Below are 24,866 nucleotides of genomic sequence, written 5' to 3' on the forward strand. Positions count from 1 at the left end.
AAATCTGACTTGCCGGCGCAAGGCAGATGTGCCTGCGAAGAGCCTGGACGGTGAGGAGACAGGCGCCGGATTGATCTGCATCATGGCAGCCGCATTGAAGCGCCGCATCTACGCCAAAGGGTACGCGCCGCTTGCAGCGGCTGCATGGTGCAAAGGCCATCTCCGCAGCATCCGTCCGCCCTTAACTGGCCAAAGTCCCGGCCGTGCCAACAGCGCCGTCACACGTCCTGCGCGGCAGGCAGACCTGCAGCGCCAGCCCGCTCGGCGCCACGTTGTGCGCCGACACCGTGCCGCCATGCGCGGCAATGCCCGCCTGTGCGATGCTGAGACCCAGTCCCGCCCCGGTCGGATGCCCCGGACCGCTGCGTACGCGGTAGAAGGGTTCGAACAGGCTCGCCAGCGCGTCTTGCGGAACGCCGGGCCCGCCGTCGACGATGTCGATCCGGATCGCCGTCTCATCAGCCTGCAGCGTCACGGTCACGGGCGCGGCGGGGTCGGTGTACCGGATCGCATTGCGCAGGATGTTCTCGATGGCGCTGCCCAGCGTCGCGGCATCTGCGTCGACGATCAGTTCATCCGGGGGAGTCCAGCAGATCGCCACGCCCCGGGCCGCGGCTTCAAAGCGGGCATCGGTGACGATGACGTCGAGCAGTTCCGCCAGGTCGATCGGGCGGAGCACCGGCGCCATCGCATGCAGCCGCGCCAGCTGCAGCGTGCGTTCGACCAGCGCGTCGAGCCGTTCCGTCTCGCGCTCGATGCGCTCGAACTGCAGGTCGAGCATGGCATCGCGCCGCCGCGCCAGTTCCAGCGACAGGCGCAGCCGCCCCAGCGGCGACCGCAGTTCATGCGCGATATTGCGCAGCAGCTGCTCGCGCCAGTCCATCAGGCGCTGCAGGCGGTCGGCCATGGCATCGAAATCGCGCGCGAGCTGGCCCAGCTCGTCGGCGCGGCGGGCCAGCACGGGCGGCGTGCGCGTGGCCAGCTCGCCGTCGGCAAGCGCTTGCGTGGCTTCGCGCAGGCGCCGCACGGGGCCGGTGACATGCCGCGTCAGCGCCCAGCACAGCGGCGCCGAGACGGCCAGCGCGAACAGGCCTAGGGAGAGCACCACAGGCGACAGGTGCAGCACCTCCCAACGCGACGAATCGAACGGCAGGAACAGCATCAGGAGCTCGCCGCCTTGCGGCAGCGCGATGGGTTGCGGGTCCCACCATGACACGCGCGCGCCGGGCCCGGGCACATGCGCGACAGCATGGCCGATCAACCCCGCGCGCCACATCGGCACCAGCCGGTCGGCCAGGCGGTTGCGCAGCCGCGCCGGCAACGGGCGGCCCAGCAGTTCCTGCAGCGTGTCGTCGACAATGTAGATGTCCAGCGCCGAGGCGTGCGAATCCATCGCCCGCAGCCAGCGCTCGAGTCCGGGGCGCCCCTGGGTCTGGGCGACTTCCAGCGCATCCTCGGTCAGGGCCGCGGGGCTCAGGCCATCGAGCGCGTCGAAGCGGTACCAGGCCACCGCGGCCGTCAGCGCCATGCCGATGCCGACGATCGCGGCCATGCCCAGCCAGAAGGTCAGGAAGTTGCGCCAGAACAGCGGCAGCGGAAACAGCGCGCGCACGCGGCGGCGCCAGTTCACGGCGCCTGCACCAGCAAATAGCCCTGCCCGCGCAGGTTGCGGATCAGCAGCGGCGAAGTGATGCCGTCCAGCGCCAGCTTGCGGCGCAGCGCGCTGATATGCGTGTCGAGGCTGCGGTCGTAGCGTTCCGGCGCGCGGCCCAGCGCGAACCGGCCGATCTCGGCGCGCGCGACCACCCGGCCCGGCGCCCGCATCAGGATTTCCAGCACGCGCTGCTCGGCCCCGGTCAGCGGCGCCTCGGCGTTGCCGTGGATGGCCAGGCCTGATGCCAGGTTCAGGCGCAGCGCGCCAGCCTCCAGCCACGGCGCCTGTGCGGGCGCGGCAGGCGCGGCGCGGTGGAAACGGCGCAGCACCGCATGCATGCGCGCCTTGAGCTCGCGCGGGCTGAACGGCTTGCTCAGGTAGTCGTCGGCGCCCAGTTCCAGCCCCAGCACGCGGTCGGCTTCATCGCCGTGCGCGGTGAACATGATCACCGGGCGCTGCGAGCGCGCGCGGTGCAGCCTGAGCAGGTCCAGGCCGTTGCCGTCGGGGAGCATCAGGTCCAGCAGGGCGACGTCGTAGTCGTTGCGGGCCAGCAGGGTCTCGCCCTGCTGGCGGGTGTGCGCCAGCGTGACGGTGCAGTGATCGGGCTCCAGGTACTCGCGCAGCATCTGCGCCAGTTCCAGGTCGTCGTCGATCAGCAGCACGCGCGCGAGCGGCGTGTGGAAGCACATCAGCATGCAGCTTGCCGGGGCCTTGCGGACGTGGACGTGGCCGCCGGTCCCCGGTTCCGTCAAGAAACGTCAAGAAAACAAAAGCTATCCAAAGTGACTGGTAGGCACCTTCATCTCGAATTTTAATATGAGAATGATTGTTATTTACAGAAGACAGGGAAAATGATGAAGTTCAGGCAGGTCGCCGGGATCGGGGCGGCAACAAGAGCGGCGGCAGGGTTGCCAGCACCGGCGGGCGTACAACGGGGTCAATGGATGCGGATGCTGGCGGCGGCATGCGCCGCCTCCGGCATGACGGGAGCCTGGGCACAGGCGCAGGCGCTGAAGACGGAAGCCACCCTCGCCACCGTGGTGGTGACGGCGGCCGGCAGTGAGCAGGACATCCGCGACGCGCCCGCGTCGATCAGCGTGGTCACGCGCAAAGACCTGGAGAACAAGGCCTATCGCGACATCAACGATGCGCTGGTGGAAGTGCCAGGCGTGATCGTCAGCGGCGGCGGCGACCGGACCGACATCAGCCTGCGCGGCATGGGCGCCAAGTACACCCAGATCCTGATCGACGGCAAGCGCCAGAACTCGCGTGAGACCCGCACCAACTCCGACTCGTCCGGCGTGGAAAGCAGCTGGACGCCGCCGCTGTCCGCGATCGAGCGCATCGAGGTGGTGCGCGGGCCGATGTCGTCGCTGTACGGCTCCGACGCCATGGGCGGTGTGATCAACATCATCACGCGCAAGGTGCCCAGGACGTGGACGGGCGAGTTGCGCGGCGACGCCACGCTGCAGGAGAACAGCGACTCCGGCAATCTCTACCAGGGCAACTTCTACCTGGCCGGGCCGCTCAAGAGCGAGCTGCTGGGCCTGCAGCTGTACGGCCAGAGCACGCACCGCATCGAAGACGATATCGACTACGGCTTCCGCGGCCGCCGCGCCGAGAGCCTGACCGCCAAGCTGGCGCTGACGCCCACGCGCAACCACGACATCGTGTTCGAGGCCACCGGCATGCGCCAGCTGCGCAGCGAGACCGTGGGCAAGACCGTGCCGCCGCTGCCGCCCGGCACCGCCTGCCCGCGCTCCGGCTGCCCCACCTCCTCCGAGACCGACTACCGCAGCGAGAAATACGCGCTGTCGCATACCGGCCGCTGGGGCTTCGGCGTCTCCGACAGCTATATCCAGCAGGAGGAGTTCGACAACCGCAGCCGCCGGATGAAGATCAAGAACCTGGACCTGCGCACCAGCTGGGCCATGCCACTGGGCAACCATATGCTGTCGGTCGGCGGCGAATACCTGAACCAGCGCCTGAACGACCAGACCGGCAACCAGATCGCCGGCGGCCCGAACCAGGTCGAGCGCTACCAGTGGGCGCTGTTTGCCGAGGACGAGTGGCGCCTGGCGCAGAGCTTTGCCCTGACCGGCGGCGTGCGCATGGATCACGACCAGAACTTCGGCCAGCACTACAGCCCGCGCTTGTACGGCGTGTGGCATGCGGCCGAGCGCTGGACGGTCAAGGGCGGGGTGTCGACCGGCTTCCGTGCGCCGGACCTGCGCCAGACCGTGGCCGGCTGGGGCCAGACCAGCCGCGGCGGCAATATGTACGGCAACCCGGACCTGAAGCCCGAGACGATGTTGTCGCAGGAACTGGGCCTGCTCTATGACAAGGGCAACGGCCTGCAGGCGGGCGTGACGCTGTTCAACAACGACTTCAAGGACAAGATCACGCGCGTCGCCTGCCCGGCCACGCAGTGCACCGACGGACCTAACCGGTTCGGCGCCAACCCGACCACCTACATGAACGTGGACCGCGCCTACTCGCGCGGGGTGGAAGCCAGCCTGCGCTGGCCGATCGCGCAGGCGTGGTCACTGACCGGCAGCTATACCTATACCAAGTCGGAACAGAAGAGCGGCCAGTACCAGGGTCAGCCGCTGAACCAGTTGCCGATGCACCTGCTGGTGGCCACGCTGAACTGGCGGCCGAGCGAAAAGGTCAATGCCTGGGCGCGCGTCAACTACCGCGGCAAGGAAAGCCAGCCGATCACGGGGCCGTCATCCAGCACCGTGGTGGCGCCGTCGTACACCTCTGTCGACCTGGGGGCGACCTACACGGTTACCAGGAACGTGTCGGTGTTTGCCGGGATCTACAACCTCTTCGACAAGCAGGTGAACTACACCGACTATGGGCATGTCGAGGATGGGCGCCGGTACTGGATGAGTGTGTCCGTGAAATTTTGAAGGTGGCTGTTCTTGTTGTTGCCATGCGATTCGGCTGTGGCTCTTGGCAGGCGTGGGCTGTTTCGCCGGCGCAGCCGGCAAAACACCCCACGCTAGTCAAGAGCGACACCCCGACCGCATTGAGCAGCAATCCCCAAATCCCCCCAACGCGATGCAAGCGCAGTGTGCCCACCTCAGCTCGCCAAATCATCCGCCCGGCATCTTGCCGGCACCTCTCCGTATAGAGCCATCAACGCGCCGGCAATCGCGTTGGTCCAGCCAAAGCCATCCTGCAACGGATACTCGCCCCCGCCCCCTCCCCGGGCCGGCCCTTCGATATGCCGGATGCGGTATTTCTCCACCAGCTTGCATTCATGGGTGTAGAGACTGGCCACGGTCGCCAGCCAGCGCTGCGCAATCTCACGCGCCAGGTCGTCATGGCCATAGCGTGCCAGCCCGCGCACGGCCAGCCATTGCAGTGGCGCCCAGCCATTGGGATGGTCCCATTGCTGGCCCGAAGCACATTCCGTGGTGGCCAGCCCGCCGTCAACCAGCAGCCGGTCCTTCACCGCCTGCGCCACGGCTTGCGCCTGCGACGGCAACGCAAGACCGAGATAGAGCGGCATCACCATTGCCGCGGTCAGGCACAGCCGCGGCGCGCCGCGGCACCAGTCGTAGTCGACAAAGGCGCCCGCGGTGTCGTTCCACATGTATTGCAGGATGGCTGCCTCGCGCCGCTGCGCCGCCACGCGGTAAGCCTCCGCCGCGGCATCGCCCGCCTGCTCGCACAGCACGGCGAGGCGCGTTTCCAGGTGCCAGAGCAATGCGTTGAGGTCGACCGGCAGCATCGCCGTGGTCCGGATGGTGGCAAGGTCCGCGGGCTGGCCGGTGGGCGTGGATGGCGAATCGAGCCAGCGCGAGCTGAAGTCCCAGCCCGATTCCGCCGCGGCGCGCAGGTCGCGGAACACCAGGTGATGCGGCCGGCCGCTGCGCATTGCGGTCTCCATGTCTTCCAGGAAGGCCTCTTCGCGCGGCCACGGGCGGTCGTCCCAGTAGCGGTTCAGCACCGCGCCGTCGGGCAGGCACACCACCCGTCGGTGCGCGTGGCCCGGCCGCACGCAGTCGGCACCGTCCATCCAGAAGGCGTATTCCCGGCGCAGCTGCGGCAGGAAGTCGATGGCGCTGGCCAACTGCTCGCGCTCGAGCAGGTCCACCATCAGCGCAAACACCGGCGGCTGCGAGCGGCTCAGGTAGTAGTTGCGCGTGCCGTTCGGCACCAGGCCATAGGTGTCGATCAGGTAGGCGAAGTTCCGCGCCATCTCCACCATCAGGTCGCCGCGCCCGCTGCCAGCCAGCCCCTCCATGGTGAAGTAGGAGTCCCAGTAATACAGCTCGCCGAAGCGCCCGCCCGGCACCACGTAGCGGTGCGGCAGCGGCAACAGCGACGACAACGGCGGATGGGCCACGGGCTCGCGCGTCAGCACCGGCCACAGGCCGTCGATATGCTCGCGCAGGGTGCTGGCCGGGTCTGACACGTAGTGGCTCTCCGGCACGGTGGCGCGGGTGAAATGCGCCTGCACGAAATCCGCCAGACAGAAACCCGGCGTGTCGCGCGTTTCGCGGTAGCGTGCCACGATCAGGTCCGGGTCGCAGTTGGGAATGCAGTCAGGGAAGGTCTTGCTGTCGGCAAACAGGCCGCTGTGCTGGACGTCGACGAACAGCTCGCAGTAGCGCGCCGCGGGCGACAGCATGTCGGCGCAAGCGCAGCCGGGCAGCATGTGCGGCGGCGGGCAGTCCCGGTCCGTGACCAGCGCCGGCTGCGCCGCCGCATGGACCTTGCCGGGCGCCGCCAATGGCCCCGGCACCGCGCCGGCGCCGTCAGGGGTGGCCGGGGCCGTGCGCGGCACCGTGCTGCCGCCGGCAGTGGCGCCGGACGACGGCGGAATGGCGGGTTCGGTCTCGGGCTTGCCTGTCGGCTGCATGGGCGCCTCCCTGCACCGGGCGCTGCCGGCTCATGTGGATAGGAGCCGCGAAGTGCGGGTAAGTTCGCGGCCGCCCCCGCAAAGCGCCCCATGTGTCACGCAGGCGCCCGGGCGCAGGCGCTCACACCTCCTTCTCGCCATGCTGCACCGGTATCGCCGGCGCGGCTTCGCGCACCCCCAGCTGCATGAAGATCCAGGCCGACGCGCACGTGATCAGCCCCATGCAGACAAAGGTGGCATGAAACGCCGGCAGCACCGCCGTGGAATCGCCGCCGAAGCGGTGCTGGAAGGTCGCCAGCAAGGCGCCCGCCGCGGTCACCGCCAGGCTCATCGACAGCATCTGCACCATTGACAACATGCTGTTGCCGCTGCTGGCGCCGGCCCCGCTCAGGTCCTTCAGCGTGACCGTGTTCATGGCCGTGAACTGGATCGAATTGACCATGCCGAACAGCGCCAGCAGCGGGACCAGCAGCCACAGCGGCAACTGCGGCGTGATCAGCGCAAAGGCTGCCATCACCAGCCCCACCACGAAGGTATTGGCCACCAGCACGCGGCGGTAGCCGTGGCGCTGGATCAGGCGCGTGGCCAGGCGCTTGGAGGCCATGCCGGCGGCGGTGACGGGCAACATCATCAGGCCCGCATCGAACGGCGAATAGCCCAGGCTGATCTGCAGCGTCAGCGGGATCAGGAACGGCATCGAGCCATTGCCGATCCGGGCGAACAGGTTGCCCAGCAGCCCCACGCTGAAGCTGTGGATGCGGAACAGCCGCAGCGGGAACAGCGGCTGCTTGCGCCGGTTGGCGTGCAGCCCGTAGGCGGTCAGCGCGGCCATGCTGGCGATCAGCAGCATCAGCACGGTGGCATGCTGGAAGCCCAGCCCGGCCAGCCCGTCGAGCGAGAACGACAGCGACAGCATGGCGATGGCCAGCAGCAGGTAGCCGGCGATGTCAAAGGGCCCGATGCCGGTCAGCCGCGCGTTGGGCATATAGCGCACCGTGGCCAGTGCGCCCAGCAGCCCGACCGGCACGTTGATCAGGAAGATCCAGTGCCACGACAGCACCTGCGTCAGCCAGCCGCCCAGCGTCGGCCCGATCAGCGGGCCGATCATGCCGGGGATGGCGACGAAGCTGAGCGCCTGCAGGTACTGCTCGCGCGGGAAGGTGCGCAGCACCGAGAGCCGCCCCACCGGCAGCAGCATGGCCCCGCCCACGCCCTGCACCACGCGCGCGCCGATCAGGAAGTTCAGCGTAGGCGCGTAGGCGCACAACAGCGAACCCACCACGAACAGCCCGATGGCGGTCTGGAAGATGGTGCGGGTGCCGAAGCGGTCAGCCAGCCAGCCCGATGCCGGGATGATCACCGCCATGGTCAGCGAGTAGGCAATCACCACCGACTGCATCCGCAGCGGACTCTCGCCCAGGCTGTGCGCCATCGACGGCAGCGCGGTGTTGACGATGGTCGAGTCCAGCGTCTGCATGAAGAAGCCGACCGCCACCACCCACAGCATGATGCGGCGGGTGCGGTCGTCGGGCTGGGGTGCGGTCATGTGGCGGGCTCCGGGCCGGCCGGGTCCCGGAATCCCGGTATGCGCCGGCCAAAGCCGACACCTTAAAGGTCTATCGCGGAACAGGCAAATCGATGCGTGGCCAAGCGCCTCGCTGCCCTAGTCCAGGCGCTGGCGCTGGTCCTGGCTGAAATAGGCAAGCCGGTACAGCCGCCACGGTGCCTGCGCACTGTCGCGGCAATAGCCATAGCGGAAGATGTCTTCCAGCGCGGGCAGGTCGTAGCGCAGGTCGGTGAACCAGACGCAGGCGACCGCTGCGCCCGGCGGCACGGATGGCGATGCCCGCATCGCCGTGATGGCGGACAAGGCCGGATAGACCGCGAACTGCCTGAAATCGGCAAAGTCCGGCCGCACCCAGAGCTGCCATGCCAGCGCCTGCTCAGCCGGCGCCTCCAGCAGCTGCGGCCGCTCGGTCCAGACCATGCGCCCGGGCGGTTCGTAGGCCCTGGCCATGGCCGGCAGGCGCCCCAGCACCTGCCATTGCGGCACCCAGGCCCGATGCCCGGCCAGGTTGACGTGGGCGACGCGGTAGTCCGTCTCCGCGCGGGCAATCAGTTTCCAGTTGAACGGAGAGAACGGCTGGGGCAGCGCATCCACGCGCTGCGCCTGGATACCGGCAGTGCGCAAGGATTCGTTGCCCAGTTCCAGCGCCCGTTGCCTGAGCACAGCCTGGACGCCGACATAGGCACACAGCAGCGCCATGCCCGCCAGTGCCGCCCGACCGCGCCACTGCAGCGCCAGCAACAGTGCCAGGACCAGTCCGGACACGACAATGCCGCTCAACAGCGGATCGATCAGGAAGCTGGTGCCAAGGCTGAAGCGCCGTTCGGAGCCGGGATAGAAGATGCGGGTGCCATAGACCGTGACCAGGTCCAGCGCGATGTGGCTGGCCACGCCGAGGCAACTGACGGCGAACGCTTCCCTCCAGGCCTCGCGCCGGTGCGCCGCCAGGCAGAACAGGCCGGCAAGCAGCGCGCCCCAGGCGGGGAGCAGCAGCAGCGAATGGGTCGGCCCCTGGTGCCACTGCGCCAGGAAACGCAGCGGATGGACCAAAAAACCCAGGAAATCGATATCCGGAAAGGCACCGGCCGCAGCGCCAAGCAGCAGGCGTTCGCGCGTGCTGAGTCGCCGGCCCGGAACCTCGGCGACAGGGATGGCGAGCGCGGCCTGCGCCCCCATCAAGGCATGGGTGATCGTGTCCATCCGGACCGGGCTCCCTTGTCGCCAGGGCGGCGCCAGGCCAGGCGCTCGGCGCAGCGCAGTTGCCGTTCGAGCCACGCTTGCGTGTGGCCGGAATCCGGAGAACGGTCGCGTAGCCAACAGCCAAAGGTGGAAAGGAAGATTCCGGTCAGCACGACCTCGCCCAATTCGCGGCGCCAGCCGGATTCGGGCAGGCGCGCCGATTCCCGCAGCCATTGCACGGTGCGGCTGATATGCAGCAGGCCCTGCACCTGCAGATGCACGTGCTCCGGCTGCAGCTTGTAGCGCAGCATCTGGGCGGTGAGCTGCCGGTGCGGAGCCAGCGCCTCGAGCCAGGCGAGGATGGCCTGCTCCAGGCGCTCGCGGTGGGACAGGGCGGCCCAGCCTTCACGCGAGGAAGCGCGCACGAGCGCAAGGTCGGCCCGCTCGAACCAGGCCTCGGCCAGGTCGTCCTTCTGCCGGTAATGCCGATGGATCTGGTCCAGGCCGATGCCCATGTCGTCGGCAACGTCATGCAGGTGCAGGGCATCCCAGCCGCTGCGCTCGCCCAGCATCAGGGCAACCTCCAGGATCCGGCCGGCCAGGGCTGCGTCAGCGTTCATGGCTTTGCCATCCTCGGGAATGCGCGTCCGCGCTCTACCTTCCAGCATAGAGAGGCAACCCGTACGCGGGCGCGGATTTCATTGTCATGTGCACGATGCTGCCGGATCGGCGTGCAGTCGGGGCTTGCCCGCCTGTGCCCGGTTCGGCACCTGCCTCGACAATTTCCGCACGCAGCCTATCTTTAGGGTGTCAGTCCAGGCGTCATCGACAAGGGCCGCCGTGCCAGCCAGCACTCGGCGGCGGCCGCGGTGTCGCGTGGACAGAGGCCGTACGCGCATGAAAGCGGATTCTCCCCCGAGGCAGAACTACGAAGATGCCCTGCTCGGCATCGTGCGGGAGATGTCTTCGGCCATGCGCCCGCCGGCAGAGTCCGAAGTGACGGTCGCGCTGGACAGCACGCTCGAAGGCGACCTGGGCTTCGACAGCCTCACGCGCGCCGAGCTGCTGACCCGCCTTGAACACCGCTTCGGCGTCAGCCTGCCGGAGCAGGTGCTGGCCCAGGCCGACACCCCGCGCGCGCTGCTGCGCGCCTTGCTCGCCGCCCAGGACCTGCCGCCCGGAGCGAGCGGCACGCACCTGCGCCAGGCCCGCCCTGCCCCGGCGGCACAGGCGCCCGACAGTGCCGCCACCTTGCCGGACGTGCTGCGCTGGCACTTGCGCAGCCACCCGGAGCGCACCCACATCATCCTGCAGGACGGCGACGGCGCAGACACGCAGATCAGCTTTGCCCAGCTGCACCGCGGCGCCGCGGCCATCGCGGCCGGGCTGGTGTCCCGCGGCGTGAGCGCGGGCACGGCCGTGGCCATCATGCTGCCCACCAGCCCCGAATACTTCTACAGCTTCTGCGGCGTGCTGCTGGCGGGCGGGATTCCGGTGCCGCTCTACCCGCCGGCGCGGCTGGCGCAGATCGGCGACCACCTGCAGCGCCACGCCGGCATCCTGGCCAACGCGCAGGCGCCGGTCCTGATCACGGTGGCACAGGCGCGGCCGCTGGCGGCCCTGCTCAAGGCCAGCACGGGAACGCTGCATAGCGTGCTCACGCCGCAGGAGCTGGCGGACGGCGGCGGCGCCCCGGTCCATCCGATGCTGCGCGCGCACGACATCGCCCTGCTGCAATACACCTCAGGCAGCACCGGCTCGCCCAAGGGGGTCGTGCTCAGCCATGCCAACCTGCTGGCCAACCTGCGCGCCATGGGCAAGACCCTGGCCGTCGGCTCGCAGGACGTCTTTGTCAGCTGGCTGCCGCTCTATCACGACATGGGCCTGATCGGCGCCTGGCTGGGCAGCCTGTACTACGCCTACCCGCTGGTGGTGATGTCGCCGCTTGCCTTCCTGGCGCGGCCCGAGCGCTGGCTCTGGGCGATCCACAAGTACCGCGGCACGCTCTCGGGCGGGCCCAACTTCGCCTTCGAACTGTGCCTGCGCAAGCTCGCCAATGCCGACCTGGCCGGGCTGGACCTGTCCAGCTGGCGCTTCGTCTTCAATGGCGCGGAGCCGGTGAGCCTGCAGACCATGCGCGTCTTCATGGAGCGCTTTGCCCGCTACGGCCTGCGCCCGCAGGCTGCCGCGCCGGTGTACGGGCTGGCGGAGGCCTCGCTGGGCCTGACCTTTCCGCCGCTTGGCCGAGGGCTGGCGGCCGACCGCATCGACCGCGACAAATTCACGCGTACTGCCGTGGCCGTGCCCGCGGGCGAACACGGGCCCACTGGCGAGCGCGAGACACTGGAATTCCCGTCCTGCGGCCGGCCGCTGTCCGGCCACGAAGTCCGCATCGTCGACGCCACAGGACGCGAACTGGGCGAGCGGCATGAAGGCCTGCTGCAGTTCCGCGGCCCTTCAGCCACCAGCGGCTATTTCCGCAATCCCGTGCAGACCCGCCAGCTGTTCGACCGCGGCTGGCTGAACACCGGCGACTATGCCTATATCGCCGCCGATGAGGTCTATATCACCGGGCGCGCCAAGGAAACCATCGTTCGCGGCGGCCGCAATATCTATCCCTATGAACTGGAGCAGGCGGTCGGCGCCATCCCCGGCATACGCAAGGGCTGCGTGGCCGTGTTCGGCAGTCCCGATCCGGATAGCGGCACGGAACGCATCGTGGTGATGGCGGAAACCGCAGAGAAGGATGTGCAGGCGCGCCGCGCGCTGCACCGGCAGGCGCTGAAGACCGCCCTCGACGTGCTGGGCATGCCGCCCGACCATATCGCGCTGGTGCCGCCGCACAGCATCCTGAAGACATCGAGCGGCAAGATCCGGCGCGCCGCCTGCCGCGAGCGCTTCGAGCACGGACGCCCCGGCCGCGGCGTGGAAGCGCCCTGGCTGCAGATCGCGCGCTTTGGCTGGCGCGCGCTGCGGCCGGAACTGCGGCGCGGCCGGCAGACCGCCGCGAGCCTGTCCTACGCGCTCTACACCTGGCTCCTGTTCGCAACGCTGGCGCCGGCGACCTGGCTGGCATCGGTTGCGCTGCACCGGCCGGCACTGGGCTGGACGCTCAGCCACCACGCCGCCCGGCTGTTTCTCAGGCTGGGCGCGGTGCCCTGGTTCGTGCAAGGGCTTGAGCACCTGCCGCGCAACCGGCCCTGCATCCTGGTCTCGAACCACGCCAGCTACCTGGACGGCATCGTGCTGGTGGCCGCGCTGCCCACGCCGGTATGCATGGTCGCCAAGCGCGAGCTGCAGCGCCAGCGCATTCCCGGCACCTACCTGGCCAGCATCGGCGCGGACTTCATCGACCGCTTCGATAACGTGCGCGAGCACGAGGATGTGGAGCGCGTGGTGGCCGCGGTGCGCGCCGGGCATTCGGCGCTGTTCTTCCCCGAAGGCACCTTCGGCCGTGCGCCGGGGCTGCAGGCCTTCCGCTCGGGCGCTTTCCTGGCGGCCGCGCGGGCCGGCGCGCCTGTGGTGCCGGTCGCCATCCGCGGCACCCGCTCGGTGCTGCGCGACGGCCAGTGGCTGCCGCGCCGCGGGCCAATCGGCGTGGTCATCGGCAGCCCGCTCTGGCCGGACGGCGCAGACTGGCCCGCCGCCATGCGCCTGCGCAACACCGCCCGCGCCGAGATCCTCCATTACTGCGGCGAACCGGATGCGCGGCGCACGACGCACCGGGATGCGAGGCGGGCCTAGTGCCCCGCGCCGCGAGGAACTTGCCATGACATCTGCCGACGGAGCAGGACCCTAGCGGCATGGATACCTTTGCCACCGCCCCGATGTGGGCCGGCTTCCTGGTCCTGGTGCTGGGGACGCTGGTGGTGGACGTGTTCGTCCTTGGCGGCCGGCACGCGCACCGCGTTTCAACGCGCGAGGCGCTGGGCTGGACCCTGGCCTGGTCGACGCTGGCGGTGCTCTTCGGCATCGCCCTGTGGTGGCTGCTGGCCGGAAGCGCCGGACGCGAGACCGCAGACCGCAAGGTGCTGGAGTTCTATACCGGCTACCTGATCGAGCTGTCGCTGTCGGTCGACAATATGTTCGTGTTCGCGATGATCTTCGGCTATTTCGCGGTGCCGCCGGAGTTGCAGCGCAGGGTGCTGCTGTTCGGCGTGGTCGGCGCGATCGTGATGCGCGCCGTCATGATCCTGCTCGGCGTGTGGCTGATCAGCGAATTCTCGTGGATCCTCTACGTGTTCGGCGTGTTCCTGCTGTTCACCGGCATCAAGATGCTGTTCGTCTCCAGGCGTGCCCCCGATCTCTCGCGCAATCCCATCGTTCGCTTCCTGTGTGCGCATATGCGGATCACCGCGGACTATCACGGCGAGCACTTCTTCGTGCGCGTCGACGGCCTGCGCCATGCGACACCGATGTTCCTGGTGGTGCTGCTGGTCGAGGCGACCGACCTGGTGTTTGCCGTCGACAGCATTCCGGCCATCTTCGCCGTCACCACCGACCCGTTCATCGTCTTCACCTCGAACATCTTCGCCATCATGGGGCTGCGGGCGCTGTATTTCCTGCTGGCCAACCTGGCGCAGCATTTCCATTATCTGAAGTACGGCCTGGCCATCGTGCTGGCCTTTATCGGCGCCAAGATGCTGGCCGAGCCGTGGTTCCATGTGCCGGTGCACTGGTCTCTCGGCGCCGTCGCCATGACGTTGTTCGTGTCCGTCCTGGTCAGCCGGGCCAGGGCCAGGCGCACGCTTGCGCACGCCGGGGACGAACTGGGCGGCCACTGCGCCCCGCGCGAGCGCAGGGCAGGGAACCGGCGCACATAAGGAGCGATTCCATGAACAAGATCCTGCTTGCGACCGACGGGTCGGCCTATAGCGACGCGGCCGCCCGCTACCTGGTACAGAATCCCCTGTTCAGCCGCGATTTCGTGGTGCACGTGGTGCACTGCGAACCGGATGTGGCTGGCGACATCAAGACCTTCATCGACCGGTCCACCCTGGATGCCTGGCATCGCGAACAGAACGACAAGGCGATGCAGTCCGTGGCGAGCATCCTGGGCGAGGCCGGTATCGCTTGCGAGTGCCACGGCTTCGTCGGCTTCGCACCGGCCCGCATCGTCGAGTACGCGGGCAGCATCGGCGCCAGCCTGATCGTGATGGGCTCGCACGGCCGCGGCGGCTTCCTGGATGCCATCATCGGCTCGGTCGCCAGGCGAGTGCTTGCCCATGCGCACTGCCCGGTGTTGCTGGTCAGGAGCTAGTGCCCTCTGATCGCTGAGAAAACTGGCCTGCTGGCGGTTTGCTTCCCCTCGCAAACCAATGCCTCTAGCTGGCGCGGTTGACTGGGAATTGCTGGAGTCTGGCTACAGATCGCAGGGCACCCGGCGCCTCGCCGGATTGTGCGGCCGGGGCGATTTTACCTCGGTGGCTTGCGCGCCGCCGCAGTGACCGTAACAGTAACGGGCTGGTGCTGTCATTGCCACAGCCCGCCCCCCGCCATCGAAGGGTGAAAGCGGAACCAGGTTAAACAGGTTCAGGAAGAAGCCCGCAATAGGCCAACGCCAGCAGTGACCCGCTGTCGGCGCTACGCTCAAGGTAATAGCAGACTAGCAGGCTGCTGAAGTACTGCCGCACAAACGGAATGCTTTCCGCCTGTGCAGGTAAGCACTGCTTGATTTCACAATCCGGAAGCTATGCGCCCCTGAATCGTTTTTTTCGGCTGTTGGGCGCCCGTTTCCGGCATTCTTGGCCCGCTTACTGCAACTGCGGACGGATTTTTCCCAGCGAACGCATGCGCACGAGGTGTAGGCGGCCATGCTCAGCACGAACATCTAGTCGCCTCGCTTCAGTCCGCGCACCATCACCTGGCGCATGCGCCCGACCGTCTTGACCCAGCCGAAGCCTTGCTCGATCAGCTTGCGCTTTTGCTGCGAGATGGCATATCCCTCGCTGCGGGCAATGGCATCAGGAACCGCCGAGCGCCGACCCGAGGTGTTTTGCGCCACATGCGGCGTCACCTTCATCTCCAGGCAGGCTTGAATGAACTCCTGCGCGTCGTAGCCTTTATCCGCGCCCACGGTGACTTCCACATTCAGATCTTCAGTCACCTGCCTGGCATCGTTGATGCATGACCTTCGCGGGCCTCGCGCTCGGCGTGTCCGTCCGCATTGGTCACCATGGCGTTCACCACCAGGCCGTGGCGGTTGTCGCTCAGGGTATAGCCCATGTAGCGCAGTTCACTCGCAGTCTTGCCCTTGCGGTACAGCCTGGCATCGGGATCGGTCTTGGACTCGTGCGTGTCGTTGCTGCGCTTGCGACCCTTGAAGTTACCGCCGTCGTTATCGTCCTTGTCACCGCCGTCCTTGCGCACAAAGCTCTTGTGGCCTGCCCACGCCTGAATCAGCGTGCCGTCGACGCTGAAGTGCTCCCCCGACAGCCAGTTCTTCTTCTGCGCGATAGCCAGCACCTCGTTGAAGAACTCGATCACAGCATCATGCTTAGTCAGCCGTTCGCGGTTCTTGGTGAACCGTTGGCACGCAAACTGGGGCGTCCATCTATAGCCCGATGAACCAGCGAAACAGCAGGTTGTACTGCGTCTGCTCCATCAATTGACGTTCGGAGCGGATGCTGTAGAGCACCTGCAGCAGCATGGCGCGCAGCAACTTCTCCGGCGCGATGCTAGGCCGGCCACCCTTGATGTCGGCCTCGTACATCTGCGCGAACAACCGGTCCATCTTCACCAGCGCCTGGTTGGCCATGGTTCGGATCGAGCGCAGCGGGTGCGACTTCGGCACGAAATCATCCAGACGCCGCATGGTGAACAAACTTTCGGTGAAGGTGTCTCCGCCGCGCATGAATGTGGGGTTGGATGGGGTCCTCAAATCAACGCTTCAGCCAGTTGTCACGCTGACGTCCGCTGGAGGTATTTCAGCGACCTGTTAATCCTTGCTTCAACAATTTCATCCTATCCACACCTTGTGGCAAATCATTTTGTCGCCCCACTAATGTATCGGATATGCCGTCCATCGATCATGGATAACATTGTGGTTCTGATAGCCCGTTGGTCGGGGGCAGGCTGATTGCCGTGACTCAATTCCACAGGGCCTACCGGGTTCGACACGTTACTGATTCGAGGGCGCGGCGTCAGCTTGCGGCCCCTTCGTATGTCTTTCACGGACTGCCAACATGCCCGTAAGTAATGCTCTCGATGCGAATCCAATCACATGAGAATGCCAACGTAGTTTGATTTTTGCATACAAACCGCACAGATACTGATTCTTCCATATCCTCCCATTCGAACTTGTCGATGATGTTCTCATGCCCCCAGTGGCTGAAGGACAAGCAGCTCAAGCCGACAAATGATAGCTTAATATGAACCACGTCATAGTTCTTGGGCCATCGGTCAGGGCAAGATTTTGGCTTCTCTTCAGTTATAAGCTTGACCGATAGCCGCGGCTCATCGCGCTTGACATGGACGTCAGAAAGTTCAGATCCACTAAGTGACGGAAACTCACCATATATGGAAATCATGGCTTTGGGATTCATTAACCTCGCAGTTGTCTTCATTTCTTATTCCGGCAATTGAAATGGTAATGATCGTCCATACCATCGACTTTGCCCGTCCGAGTATTGTCTTCGGGGCGTACATTATGGTGCGACGGCTGGTCGCCAACACCTCCTTCATTGTAGTAGTGCCCTGCCGAGTGGTCTTGAATAATCACGTTCTTCCCATTCAACTGATAGGTCAACTCTCTGGTCATGATCGGGTGCTTGTCGTTGCCGAGGATCCAAGCACCGCTTGAGTCAGTTAATGGAACCATTTTCTGACTTGTTGGTTGCTGAGACATTGGAATGCCAAGCTGTCGCCGAACTTCTCTCAGACTAGCGCGCCGCGTCTGACTGCATGCCAGCCCGAGCGGATCAACCCAGCTTATCGGGTTCGGCGCGTACTGATTCAGGTTCAGCCCGCCAGCCAGCCCGATAGGGTCTTTGGAGACGAAGCGCCCGGTTCCCGGATCATAATACCGGTGCCGGTTGTAGTGCAGCCCATTCTCGTGATCGTAATACTGCCCCTGGAAGCGCAGCGGATTCTGGATGCCGGCCTTCCTCGCGGCGTTCGAGATTGCCTCCTGCGCGGCGCCCCATGCCTTGTACTGCGCGCTCCACGCCAGCTCGCCCGCCTCGTCGGTCAGTTCCTGCGGCGTGCCCAGGTGGTCGCATTGATACCAGGCCAGCGCCTCGAACGGCTGCGGCGCAATCTCGCGGGTCCACAGCGGATCGTCGTCCAGGTCGTAGTCGCCCTCCCAGGCGGGTTCAGGCAGCAGGTCGATGGCCTCGCGCCGCACCGCCTGCGCCAGCGGCACCAAACTGCCCGGCTCGTACAGGTAGTGCGTGGTGCGCTCCGCACCCGGTATTATCCGGAAGTGGTCGCCGACACCGGCCCTCGGGTTCCTGGCGGCTCTCCCACGCAAGTTGGTCACCGTCCCAGCCATACAGCGTGAAGGCGCAGCCGTATTCCTGGTTCAGCCGTGCCCGCTCGTTGCGCCGGTAGATTTCGCCGTCATTCTGATTCTCGAAGTAGTTGGCCGATGACGACTTGGACAGCCGCCGCCCAAGTGCGTCGTACCGGTAACGCACCTCCACCTTCGGATTGTGCCAGCCCACCAGCCGGTTGAAGGCATCCCAGGCGAAGCGCTCATGGACACCGTTGACCACGCGCAAACTCAGGTTGCCGCGCTCGTCCCACTCGTAGTGGGTACCGGCGTACTGCTTGAGCAGGTTGTCCACCAGCTTCGGGCGGCCTTGCAGGCGGCTGTGGAACTCGGGCCGGCCACGGGCCGGGTCGGCTTTGAATACGCGCGTGTCGGGGTCGTGCAGCAGATTGCCCGCCGGGTCGAAGTCAAAGGTTTCCACCCCGAGCGCGCTGTTGGCCTCCAGCAGGCGCCCCACCGGATCGTAGCGGTATTGCAGCGTGCCGCGCCGCAGGTCGCGGATGCTGGACAGTTGCCCCGCCGCATCGTATTGGTACTCGCGGCGCAGCATGCGCTGGCCCGCATGGGCGCCCTCGACGTGTGAAAGCGTCTGCTCCAGGAGGCGTCCCGCGGGGTCGTACACCTGCGCCTGCGCCAGCCGGTTGCCCTGCGTGCGGGCAATCTCCCGGTGCAGGTTGTCGCGCTCGAACTGCACCAACTCCCGGTCGTCCAGCATCACGCCGTGCACATGGCCCGAGCCGTAGGTAAGCACGCCCACGCGGTGCCCGTCCGGGCGAACGGTGGCGATGCGCTGGTTCAGCGCGTCGTATTCGTGCCGCCACACGGCCACCAGCGGCTCCTTCAGGCAGCGGTAGTGCTGGTGCTCGCGTACCACATTGCCCGCTGCATCGTGGAACCATTGCAGGCGGCTGTCGGCGTTTTCGGCCAGGATCAGGCGCCCGTTGCCGTTATAGGCGAAGGTTTCCGTCAGTACATGCGGCACCCGGTTGTCGGCGTCGATCAGCCCCGCACGGCGGCGCGTGAGGCGACCCATGGCGTCAAAGACGAAATCCGTCATCAGTTGGCCCGAGTCCACCGTCCAATCCAGCAAGCCGCTTGCCGGGTCGTAGTTGTACTCGGTCGTCTTGCCGTCGAAACCGCTCTCGCGCAGCAGGCGCCCCACCGGGTCGTACTGGAATTCGGTGCTGGCGCTGTTCTCGTTGGTGAGCGTGGCCAGCCGTCCCAGCCGGTCCCACCGGTAGCTGAGCGTCTGGCCGGCGGCGTCGGTGCGCTCGGCAATCAGACCGACCTCGTTATAGCGCCAGGCGGTGCGGCGGTGCAGCGCATCGGTGTGCACCAGCAGCCGCCCCTCGGCGTCGCGCTCGAAGCGCTCCACCCGCTGGTCGGGATGGGTAACGCTGGCGAGCTGCCCGGCCTCGTAGTGGTACTGGGTGGCATTGCCCGCCGCATCGGTGAACCTGACCAGTTCCCCGCGCTCGCCGTACTTCCAGGCGCTGGTCTTGCCCGAGCAGTCGGTGTAGCTGGCCAGCTGTCCGGTGGCGGTGAAGGCGAGCTGCTTCTTGCCGCCCTTGGCATCGGTGATCTCCACCGGCAAGCCCGACTTGTTGTAGGCGTATGCTGTCTTGTGCCCGAGCGGATCGATTTCCTCGGTCAGGTTGCCCTTGATATCGTAATCGCGCAGCCACAGCCCGCCCTCGGCGTCGCGGATCTTGATGAGCTGGTCCTTATCATCCCAGGCGTAGTGCACCACGCTGTCGTCGGGGCGGATGTGTTCGACCAGATTGCCGCGCTCGTCGTAGGCATAGCGATCGACCGCGCCATCGGTGTGCACATGCTTGACCACGTTCTTGGCGTGGTCGCGGAAGAACCACTCCGACAAGCCATCCGGGTGCTGGATGCGATAGGTGTAGCCGAGAATGTCGTAGTAATGCCAGGTCTCGTTGCCATGGGCATCGGTAACGTAGGTCAGCCGGATGTTCTCGTCCCACTCCAGGCGGGTATCGAAACTGCCATCGTCGGCCCATTCGCGCACGGCCCTGGCGTCCGGGCCGTCACCTTGCCACTGCAGGTTCATGCCGCGCCCGGTGCGGTCGGTATAGCGCGTGACGAGATGGTGCTGATAGGTGTACTCCCAATGCGCGGCGTTCTCGTCCTGCGCCATGGTGAGGTCGCCCGCATCGTCGTAGGTGTAGCGGGAAAGCTGGCGCACCAGCTTGCTGTCTGCGATCTGCCACAACTCGGCAATCCGGCCCTTGGCATCCGGGCGCACACCAACGTGGGCGAAGACGGTCTCGCCCTGATAAGCGATCACGTCCGACAGCACGGTGTCGCCGTCAATGCGGTGGTCGTAGTGCAGCGCGACACCTGCACCGCTTCTAAGCGTAATGCCGGTCAGGCGGAAGCGCTGACCATGGCGCCGGTAGGTTTCCTGGCTCTCGAAGCCGCGCGCCAGCGTCAGGCCGTTCTCCGACACCCGCACCAGCGTCACGTTATCGATGGGGTCGTGGTGGAACTTGCCCACCGCCGGCAGCGGGTAGTCGTGGCTGCGCCCGTCGGCGGCATGGTAGCGCAGCGCTTCCTGGCCCTCCTTGCGTATCACATCAAAGCGCGTGGTGTACGGCGTGATCCAGCGCGCGCCCTGTTCACCGCCGTCATAGGCGCCCAGGCTGGAGCGGTAGGTGCGCGCCCAGTCGATGGGGAACAGCCCCGGCAAGACAAAATCGGTGTGCGACAGCGTTTCGTCGCCCATTGCAAAACTGATGCTGTTGGTGCTGCCCGCCGGCGCGGGACAGTTCTTGCAGCCGGGGCTGGCCTTGGCCGGCGCCTGGTGGCTGCTCACCTCCAGTTCGCCTTCGTGGCCGGTCTTGCGGGCCTGGCTGGTTTGCTTCGGGTGGACGTTGGCGGCCTGATGGTTGCCTTTCCTCTTGCGCCAGGCAGCCACCGCCTGGACCAGCATCGACAGCAGCCAGCCAATGCTGTGCTGTAGCCTCGGGTCGGCGAGCCTGGTCATCTGCGCGCGCAGCACGGGCCCCATGGTGCGCAACTGGCCGACATGGGCCACCACCGTCTGCCGGATTTCGGCCGGCATGCCAACCTTGACCGCCGTGTTGACAACGGCCTTGCCAGCGGCCTTGTAGGCGTTCCAGGTAGCGTTCAAGAAGTTGCCAATGGCCTTCTTGGGATCATGCAGGAGTTGGCTGGCACCTTCTCGTGCCTGGCTGACCGCTGTTTGCGCATTGCCGGCAGCGTTGAGCTTGCCCAGCGCCACCTTCTCCAGGCCGCCGGCGACCTCCAGCACCATCTTCTCGCCCAGCACCCCGGCATCATTGAGAATGGTGGCGAGCTTGGCCTGCGCCTTGGCCACGAAGTCATCGATCTCACCGATGATGGTGGCGTTCAGGTGCCCGACCAGCACCTCGATGATCCCATCCCCCAGCGCGGCCTTGGCCGCCTGGCGTAGCTCCTGGCGCACCAGCGCCAGCGTCGGGCGCAGGCTCATCCTCGCGGCGGCCATGGTCGGCGGCGCGGGCAACACGCCGATCAGGTTGATGCCCAGGCTCACCCAGTCCAGGAAGTTCTGCGACTTGGTGCGTACCAGCGTGACGACATCGCCCAAGGCGTCGACCAGCGCGATAATGTTGCCCACCACCGGCAGGCTGCCCGCCACGGTCTTGATGCGCTCCAGCGTCACGAGGCCGCCGCTGGCGCTTTGCAGCCAGGCGTCGAACCTGGCGGCGCCCTTGCCGATGTCCTCGAGCGCGATGGTGTTCAGGGGCACGACGGCGGTTTGCGGCTCGCGCGGCTTTGCTGCGGGTGTAGGTTCAGCCATAGGTCAAGTCAAGGATTGTTCGTATTCTTGGCTCGATGTGCTCAGACAAAGCCGGGCACGCGCATCGTGGTCTGCGTGGGATGCGGGCTGGCCTTGGCAAGCGTCGGCGTGCCTGCGGTTGGCATGGCCTCGCCCAGCAGGCTCTGCGCACCGGACAGGCCCAGGCCAACCAAGCCGGCAGGACCGGCCTTGACCGCGCCGGCCACTTGTTGCGCCAGTTGCAGTGCCTGGGTGGCCTGTCCAGCGGCTGCCAGCACCTGGCTTGCCATGGCGCCGGCGGCGGTGCCGACAGCAATGCCTGAAGCCTGCGTCAGCGCGCCTGCGCCGTCGGCCGATGCGCCGGCCGGCGGCCAGGTTGGCTTGGCGACATAGCTGCCCTCGGCCCAGGTATCGGTCGGGTCCTTACCAAAGCTGACCCTGGCCGGGCCCGGTGCGATGCCGCTAACCGCCGCGAAGCCCTTGGTGTCGAGCTTGCCAGTGGTGACCTTGCCCAAGGCGTCCTCGACCGTGAAGTCGCCACCATCGATACCCAAGCGGTTGGCGTAGTGATTGAACAGTTCGAGATTGCCCTTGCCGGGCTTGGGCGGCTCGGGGAACTGCGCGACATACTTCTGCGCACTGGTGAAGGTATAGCTGGCCGCGCGGATGGTGTACGCGCCGCTCGTCTTGTGGGTGATGCCGCCCGCGTTGTAGATGGTGGCGCTGCCACCGCCCGCCACCACCAGTTCCTCCTTGGCCGACAGCGTGATGCGGTTGGCCGTGGCCGTGACGTTCAGCTTCGCCAGCAGGTTGATGCTGTCCTGCAGCGCGCGCAGGTCGATGTCGCCCCCGGCGGCGACCAGCCGCCAGCCCATGCTCTGGATGAAGATGCGCACGCCCCGGCTTACGCTCGCCAGCAGGCGCTGCCCGATGGCGAGGCTCGTGTGCCCGGCGCTGGTGAAGGCCAGGTGCTCTCCAGCGGCGAAGTGGGTCGAGCGCGCGGTACTGGCCTCGATGCCGGCCGGGCTAGCCAGTACCAGGTGGGGCGCGGCCAGTTCTGGGAAGTCGCCGGTCTCGGCGTTGGCGGTACCATTGCCCCGGATGTCGTCGTTCTGCGCCTTGATGATCTTCGCGACCTCGGCTTGGTCGGTGCACTCTTGCGCGTCGTGTTCCTGCGCCAGTTCCGCCAGCGTCTCCTGCTGGTCACGCGCCACCGCGAGGCGCTGCACCGTCTCGCCCATGTCCTTGTGGTGGGCACTGGCGTTGGCGCGGGGCTCGGTGGTAAGCAGCAGGCCATTGGCACGCACCACGCCCTGCGCGTCGGAGCGCAGCTCGAAGCCTTCGCCACGCTTGTCCTTGCGGCCACTGCCGCGGATGATGCGAGTGAGGAAGCCCAGCCCCAGCCACGAGGTCTGATGGTCACTCTGCAGCTGGGTCTGGATCTGTCCTTCGCTGGCGTCCTGCACGAAGGTATTGGTGCGATTCCCGTGCACCTCCTTGCTGACGAAGCCCGACAGCGCGTGGAACTCCGGTAGCGGCCACTGCGGCATGTTCAGCTTGTTGGGCACGCTGCCGGTCACGATAGGGCAATCCGGATCGCCGTTCAGGTGCTCGACCATCACCTCCTGACCGATGCGCGGCACGTGCACGGCGCCGAAACGCTCGCCCTGCCAGGACGAGGCCACCCGCACCCAGCATGAGCTATTGGCGTCGCGCTTGCCTTGCCGATCCCAGTGCAGCTGAATACGGATGCGCCCGTACTCATCGGTCCACGTTTCCTGGCCCTCTGGACCGACCACGGTGGCGGTCTGCGGCCCGTGGGTGCGCGGCTTGGGCTGGGTGCGCTCGGGGCGGAACAGTTCGTTGGACGGCTGGGCGGTGAATGCCACCTCGCAGCGCCACGGCTGGCTGCCGCCCGACGCTTCCGGTACGTCCTCGATCAGCAGGTGCGTGCCGAGAATGATGTATTCGCGGTTGGCCTTGGGCTGGATGAAGTTCGCCAGCGTGAAGGTGCAGCCGGGCACCATGGCGCGCACATTCCCGCGCCCGCTGGCGCGGCTGCCATGCTGGCGCAGCGCTTCCATGCGCTGCCGGGCCACCTGGTCGCCTTCCTTCCACGGGTCGTTGCCGGTGGCCGGCTCGCTGTGGTCGCCAGGGAACTCGTAGATTTCCTGGCCGGCGTGCGCGGTGTCGAGTGGATCAGCAGCGCGTACCGTCAAGTCGGCCCGCGTCTTGACGAAATCGTAGTCGGAACTGGTCCACTGGCCCGACACCAGCCGGTCGTGCAGCTCGAACTCGTGGAGGTGTTCCTCGTCGATGCGGTCGGACGAGCGTGCCCAGCGGATCGAATGGTAGGCGGAGCTGGCAAACGGGGCAAAGGCGCCGTTGCCGTCGGTCAGCACCAGCCGGTGCTTGCCCTCGCTGTGTTCGATGTGCCAGGAAATCCCCCATTCTTGAGTGAGGCGCTGGAGGAAGTCGAAATCGCTCTCGCCATACTGGACCTGGTATTCGCGTTTGGGGTAGCGTGCCACGTCCAGGCGCCGCTCGACGGGGAAGGTATAGTCCGAGAGCAGCGCGTCGAGGATTTCGACGGCGCTTTGCTGCTGGAAAATGCGGAAGTCCTTGGTCAGTGTCGCCAGCCACAGCCAGGGGCGCAGGGTGAGGCGGTAGACAATCTGGTGACCGACTGCAATGGGGCCGCGCACATCGGTGACCATGCCCGTGATTTCTCGCGTGCCCGCGCCGACACCGCCCGCCATTCCGGTGCCCATGCCGTCGAGCTGAATCGTGACGGTCAGCTCCTGGCCGCGCAGCGCCTTCGTATCGAGGTCCGCCGCCGGGCCGAACAGCGCGTGGCGGTCGTCCGGCGTCTTCAGCTCCAACTCGTATTCGAACAGTTCGCACAGGCGCTCGGTGCCAGACAGCTTGGAAAGCACCAACGCGGGCTGCCCCATCAATTCGGGCAGGCCATTGCCCTTGACAGTGACGGTACGAGAGGAAAGCGATCGGCTGCCCATGCAAACACGCTCCGTGAGAATGGATTGGTGACTGCCACAGGCAGCCAATGGCTAGCTATTTTGCGGGGCGATCGCTGCGCCCGCACTTGATGCGCATCAATACGCCTTTTATATGGAAGTGGAGTCCAGCCGGATATCGGACGTTTCCTATAAATGAATGCGATCCATTTAAATCAGAATAAAAAAAATCTGAGTTTTCAGGCGGGATTTTCGTTGGCTGGTATAAGCGGACAGGCCGGCGCGCGCGAGTCTCCCGCGATGCCATGACGATTTC

General features: G+C 66.5%; 14 protein-coding genes and 2 pseudogenes. 4 read left to right on the plus strand and 12 right to left on the minus strand.

Annotated elements, in window-relative coordinates; genetic code table 11:
• Positions 1-181 precede the first annotated feature (181 nt).
• Both AC3WQZ_RS09285 and AC3WQZ_RS09290 read right to left on the minus strand, forming a co-directional pair.
• The gene (locus tag AC3WQZ_RS09285; RefSeq protein ID WP_492300381.1) at positions 182-1,630 is read right to left on the minus strand and encodes a sensor histidine kinase; all 1,449 of its coding nucleotides are present in this window, start codon (positions 1,628-1,630) and stop codon (positions 182-184) included.
• Complete coding sequence (locus AC3WQZ_RS09290; protein WP_010811042.1) at positions 1,627-2,349, minus strand: response regulator transcription factor; 723 nt, start codon at positions 2,347-2,349, stop codon at positions 1,627-1,629. Before AC3WQZ_RS09290 ends, AC3WQZ_RS09285 begins: the two co-directional genes overlap by 4 nt.
• A 249-nt stretch (positions 2,350-2,598) precedes the next feature.
• Here AC3WQZ_RS09290 and AC3WQZ_RS09295 point away from each other — a divergent pair, with 249 nt between their 5' ends.
• On the plus strand, positions 2,599-4,569 hold the full coding sequence (locus AC3WQZ_RS09295) for a ligand-gated channel protein (RefSeq protein WP_037024666.1): 1,971 nt from the start codon (positions 2,599-2,601) through the stop codon (positions 4,567-4,569).
• 173 nt (positions 4,570-4,742) lie between these two features.
• Here the strand turns inward: AC3WQZ_RS09295 and treF are convergent, their stop codons facing one another.
• The 4 genes from treF to AC3WQZ_RS09315 all read right to left on the minus strand — a co-directional run bounded on the left by treF (position 4,743) and on the right by AC3WQZ_RS09315 (position 9,896).
• The gene (treF, locus tag AC3WQZ_RS09300; RefSeq protein ID WP_492300383.1) at positions 4,743-6,530 is read right to left on the minus strand and encodes an alpha,alpha-trehalase TreF; all 1,788 of its coding nucleotides are present in this window, start codon (positions 6,528-6,530) and stop codon (positions 4,743-4,745) included.
• 121 nt (positions 6,531-6,651) lie between these two features.
• Entirely contained in the window at positions 6,652-8,076 is a 1,425-nt protein-coding gene (gene mdtD / locus AC3WQZ_RS09305; protein WP_010811039.1) for a multidrug transporter subunit MdtD, read from the minus strand.
• Between the two features lie 117 nt (positions 8,077-8,193).
• Positions 8,194-9,297, minus strand: coding sequence for a metal-dependent hydrolase (locus tag AC3WQZ_RS09310; RefSeq protein ID WP_492300385.1), 1,104 nt, complete (start codon positions 9,295-9,297; stop codon positions 8,194-8,196).
• On the minus strand, positions 9,273-9,896 hold the full coding sequence (locus tag AC3WQZ_RS09315; RefSeq protein ID WP_010811037.1) for a hypothetical protein: 624 nt from the start codon (positions 9,894-9,896) through the stop codon (positions 9,273-9,275). The genes AC3WQZ_RS09310 and AC3WQZ_RS09315 overlap by 25 nt, the downstream gene beginning before the upstream one ends.
• Before the next feature lie 277 nt (positions 9,897-10,173).
• Here AC3WQZ_RS09315 and AC3WQZ_RS09320 point away from each other — a divergent pair, with 277 nt between their 5' ends.
• From AC3WQZ_RS09320 to AC3WQZ_RS09330, 3 genes are read left to right on the plus strand one after another with little or no spacing between them, the layout of a single operon-like run.
• A complete protein-coding gene (locus AC3WQZ_RS09320; protein ID WP_010811036.1) occupies positions 10,174-13,020 on the plus strand; it encodes an AMP-binding protein in 2,847 nt (948 codons plus the stop codon).
• A 59-nt stretch (positions 13,021-13,079) separates the two neighbouring features.
• The gene (locus AC3WQZ_RS09325; protein WP_011617644.1) at positions 13,080-14,099 is read left to right on the plus strand and encodes a TerC family protein; all 1,020 of its coding nucleotides are present in this window, start codon (positions 13,080-13,082) and stop codon (positions 14,097-14,099) included.
• An 11-nt stretch (positions 14,100-14,110) separates the two neighbouring features.
• The gene (locus AC3WQZ_RS09330; RefSeq protein ID WP_010811034.1) at positions 14,111-14,536 is read left to right on the plus strand and encodes a universal stress protein; all 426 of its coding nucleotides are present in this window, start codon (positions 14,111-14,113) and stop codon (positions 14,534-14,536) included.
• Positions 14,537-14,740: 204 nt separating this feature from the next.
• On the opposite strand, the pseudogene AC3WQZ_RS09335 reads toward AC3WQZ_RS09330, so the two are convergent.
• The 6 genes and pseudogenes from AC3WQZ_RS09335 to AC3WQZ_RS09360 form a co-directional block, all read right to left on the minus strand.
• Positions 14,741-14,885 (minus strand): annotated as a pseudogene (locus AC3WQZ_RS09335) (site-2 protease family protein); the annotation flags it as partial.
• A gap of 144 nt (positions 14,886-15,029) precedes the next feature.
• Positions 15,030-16,129, minus strand: a pseudogene (locus AC3WQZ_RS09340) (IS5 family transposase).
• Between the two features lie 316 nt (positions 16,130-16,445).
• Positions 16,446-16,841: an immunity 50 family protein gene (locus AC3WQZ_RS09345; protein WP_136227881.1), complete on the minus strand. Its 396-nt coding sequence runs from the start codon at positions 16,839-16,841 to the stop codon at positions 16,446-16,448.
• A complete protein-coding gene (locus tag AC3WQZ_RS09350) occupies positions 16,838-17,638 on the minus strand; it encodes an RHS repeat-associated core domain-containing protein (protein WP_492300410.1) in 801 nt (266 codons plus the stop codon). Before AC3WQZ_RS09350 ends, AC3WQZ_RS09345 begins: the two co-directional genes overlap by 4 nt.
• The gene (locus AC3WQZ_RS09355; RefSeq protein ID WP_492300386.1) at positions 17,589-21,596 is read right to left on the minus strand and encodes a DUF6531 domain-containing protein; all 4,008 of its coding nucleotides are present in this window, start codon (positions 21,594-21,596) and stop codon (positions 17,589-17,591) included. The genes AC3WQZ_RS09350 and AC3WQZ_RS09355 overlap by 50 nt, the downstream gene beginning before the upstream one ends.
• 41 nt (positions 21,597-21,637) lie before the next feature.
• Entirely contained in the window at positions 21,638-24,592 is a 2,955-nt protein-coding gene (locus AC3WQZ_RS09360; protein WP_492300387.1) for a type VI secretion system Vgr family protein, read from the minus strand.
• Positions 24,593-24,866 lie beyond the last annotated feature (274 nt).

It is taken from the genome of Cupriavidus sp. FW305-26 (genome assembly GCF_058787975.1).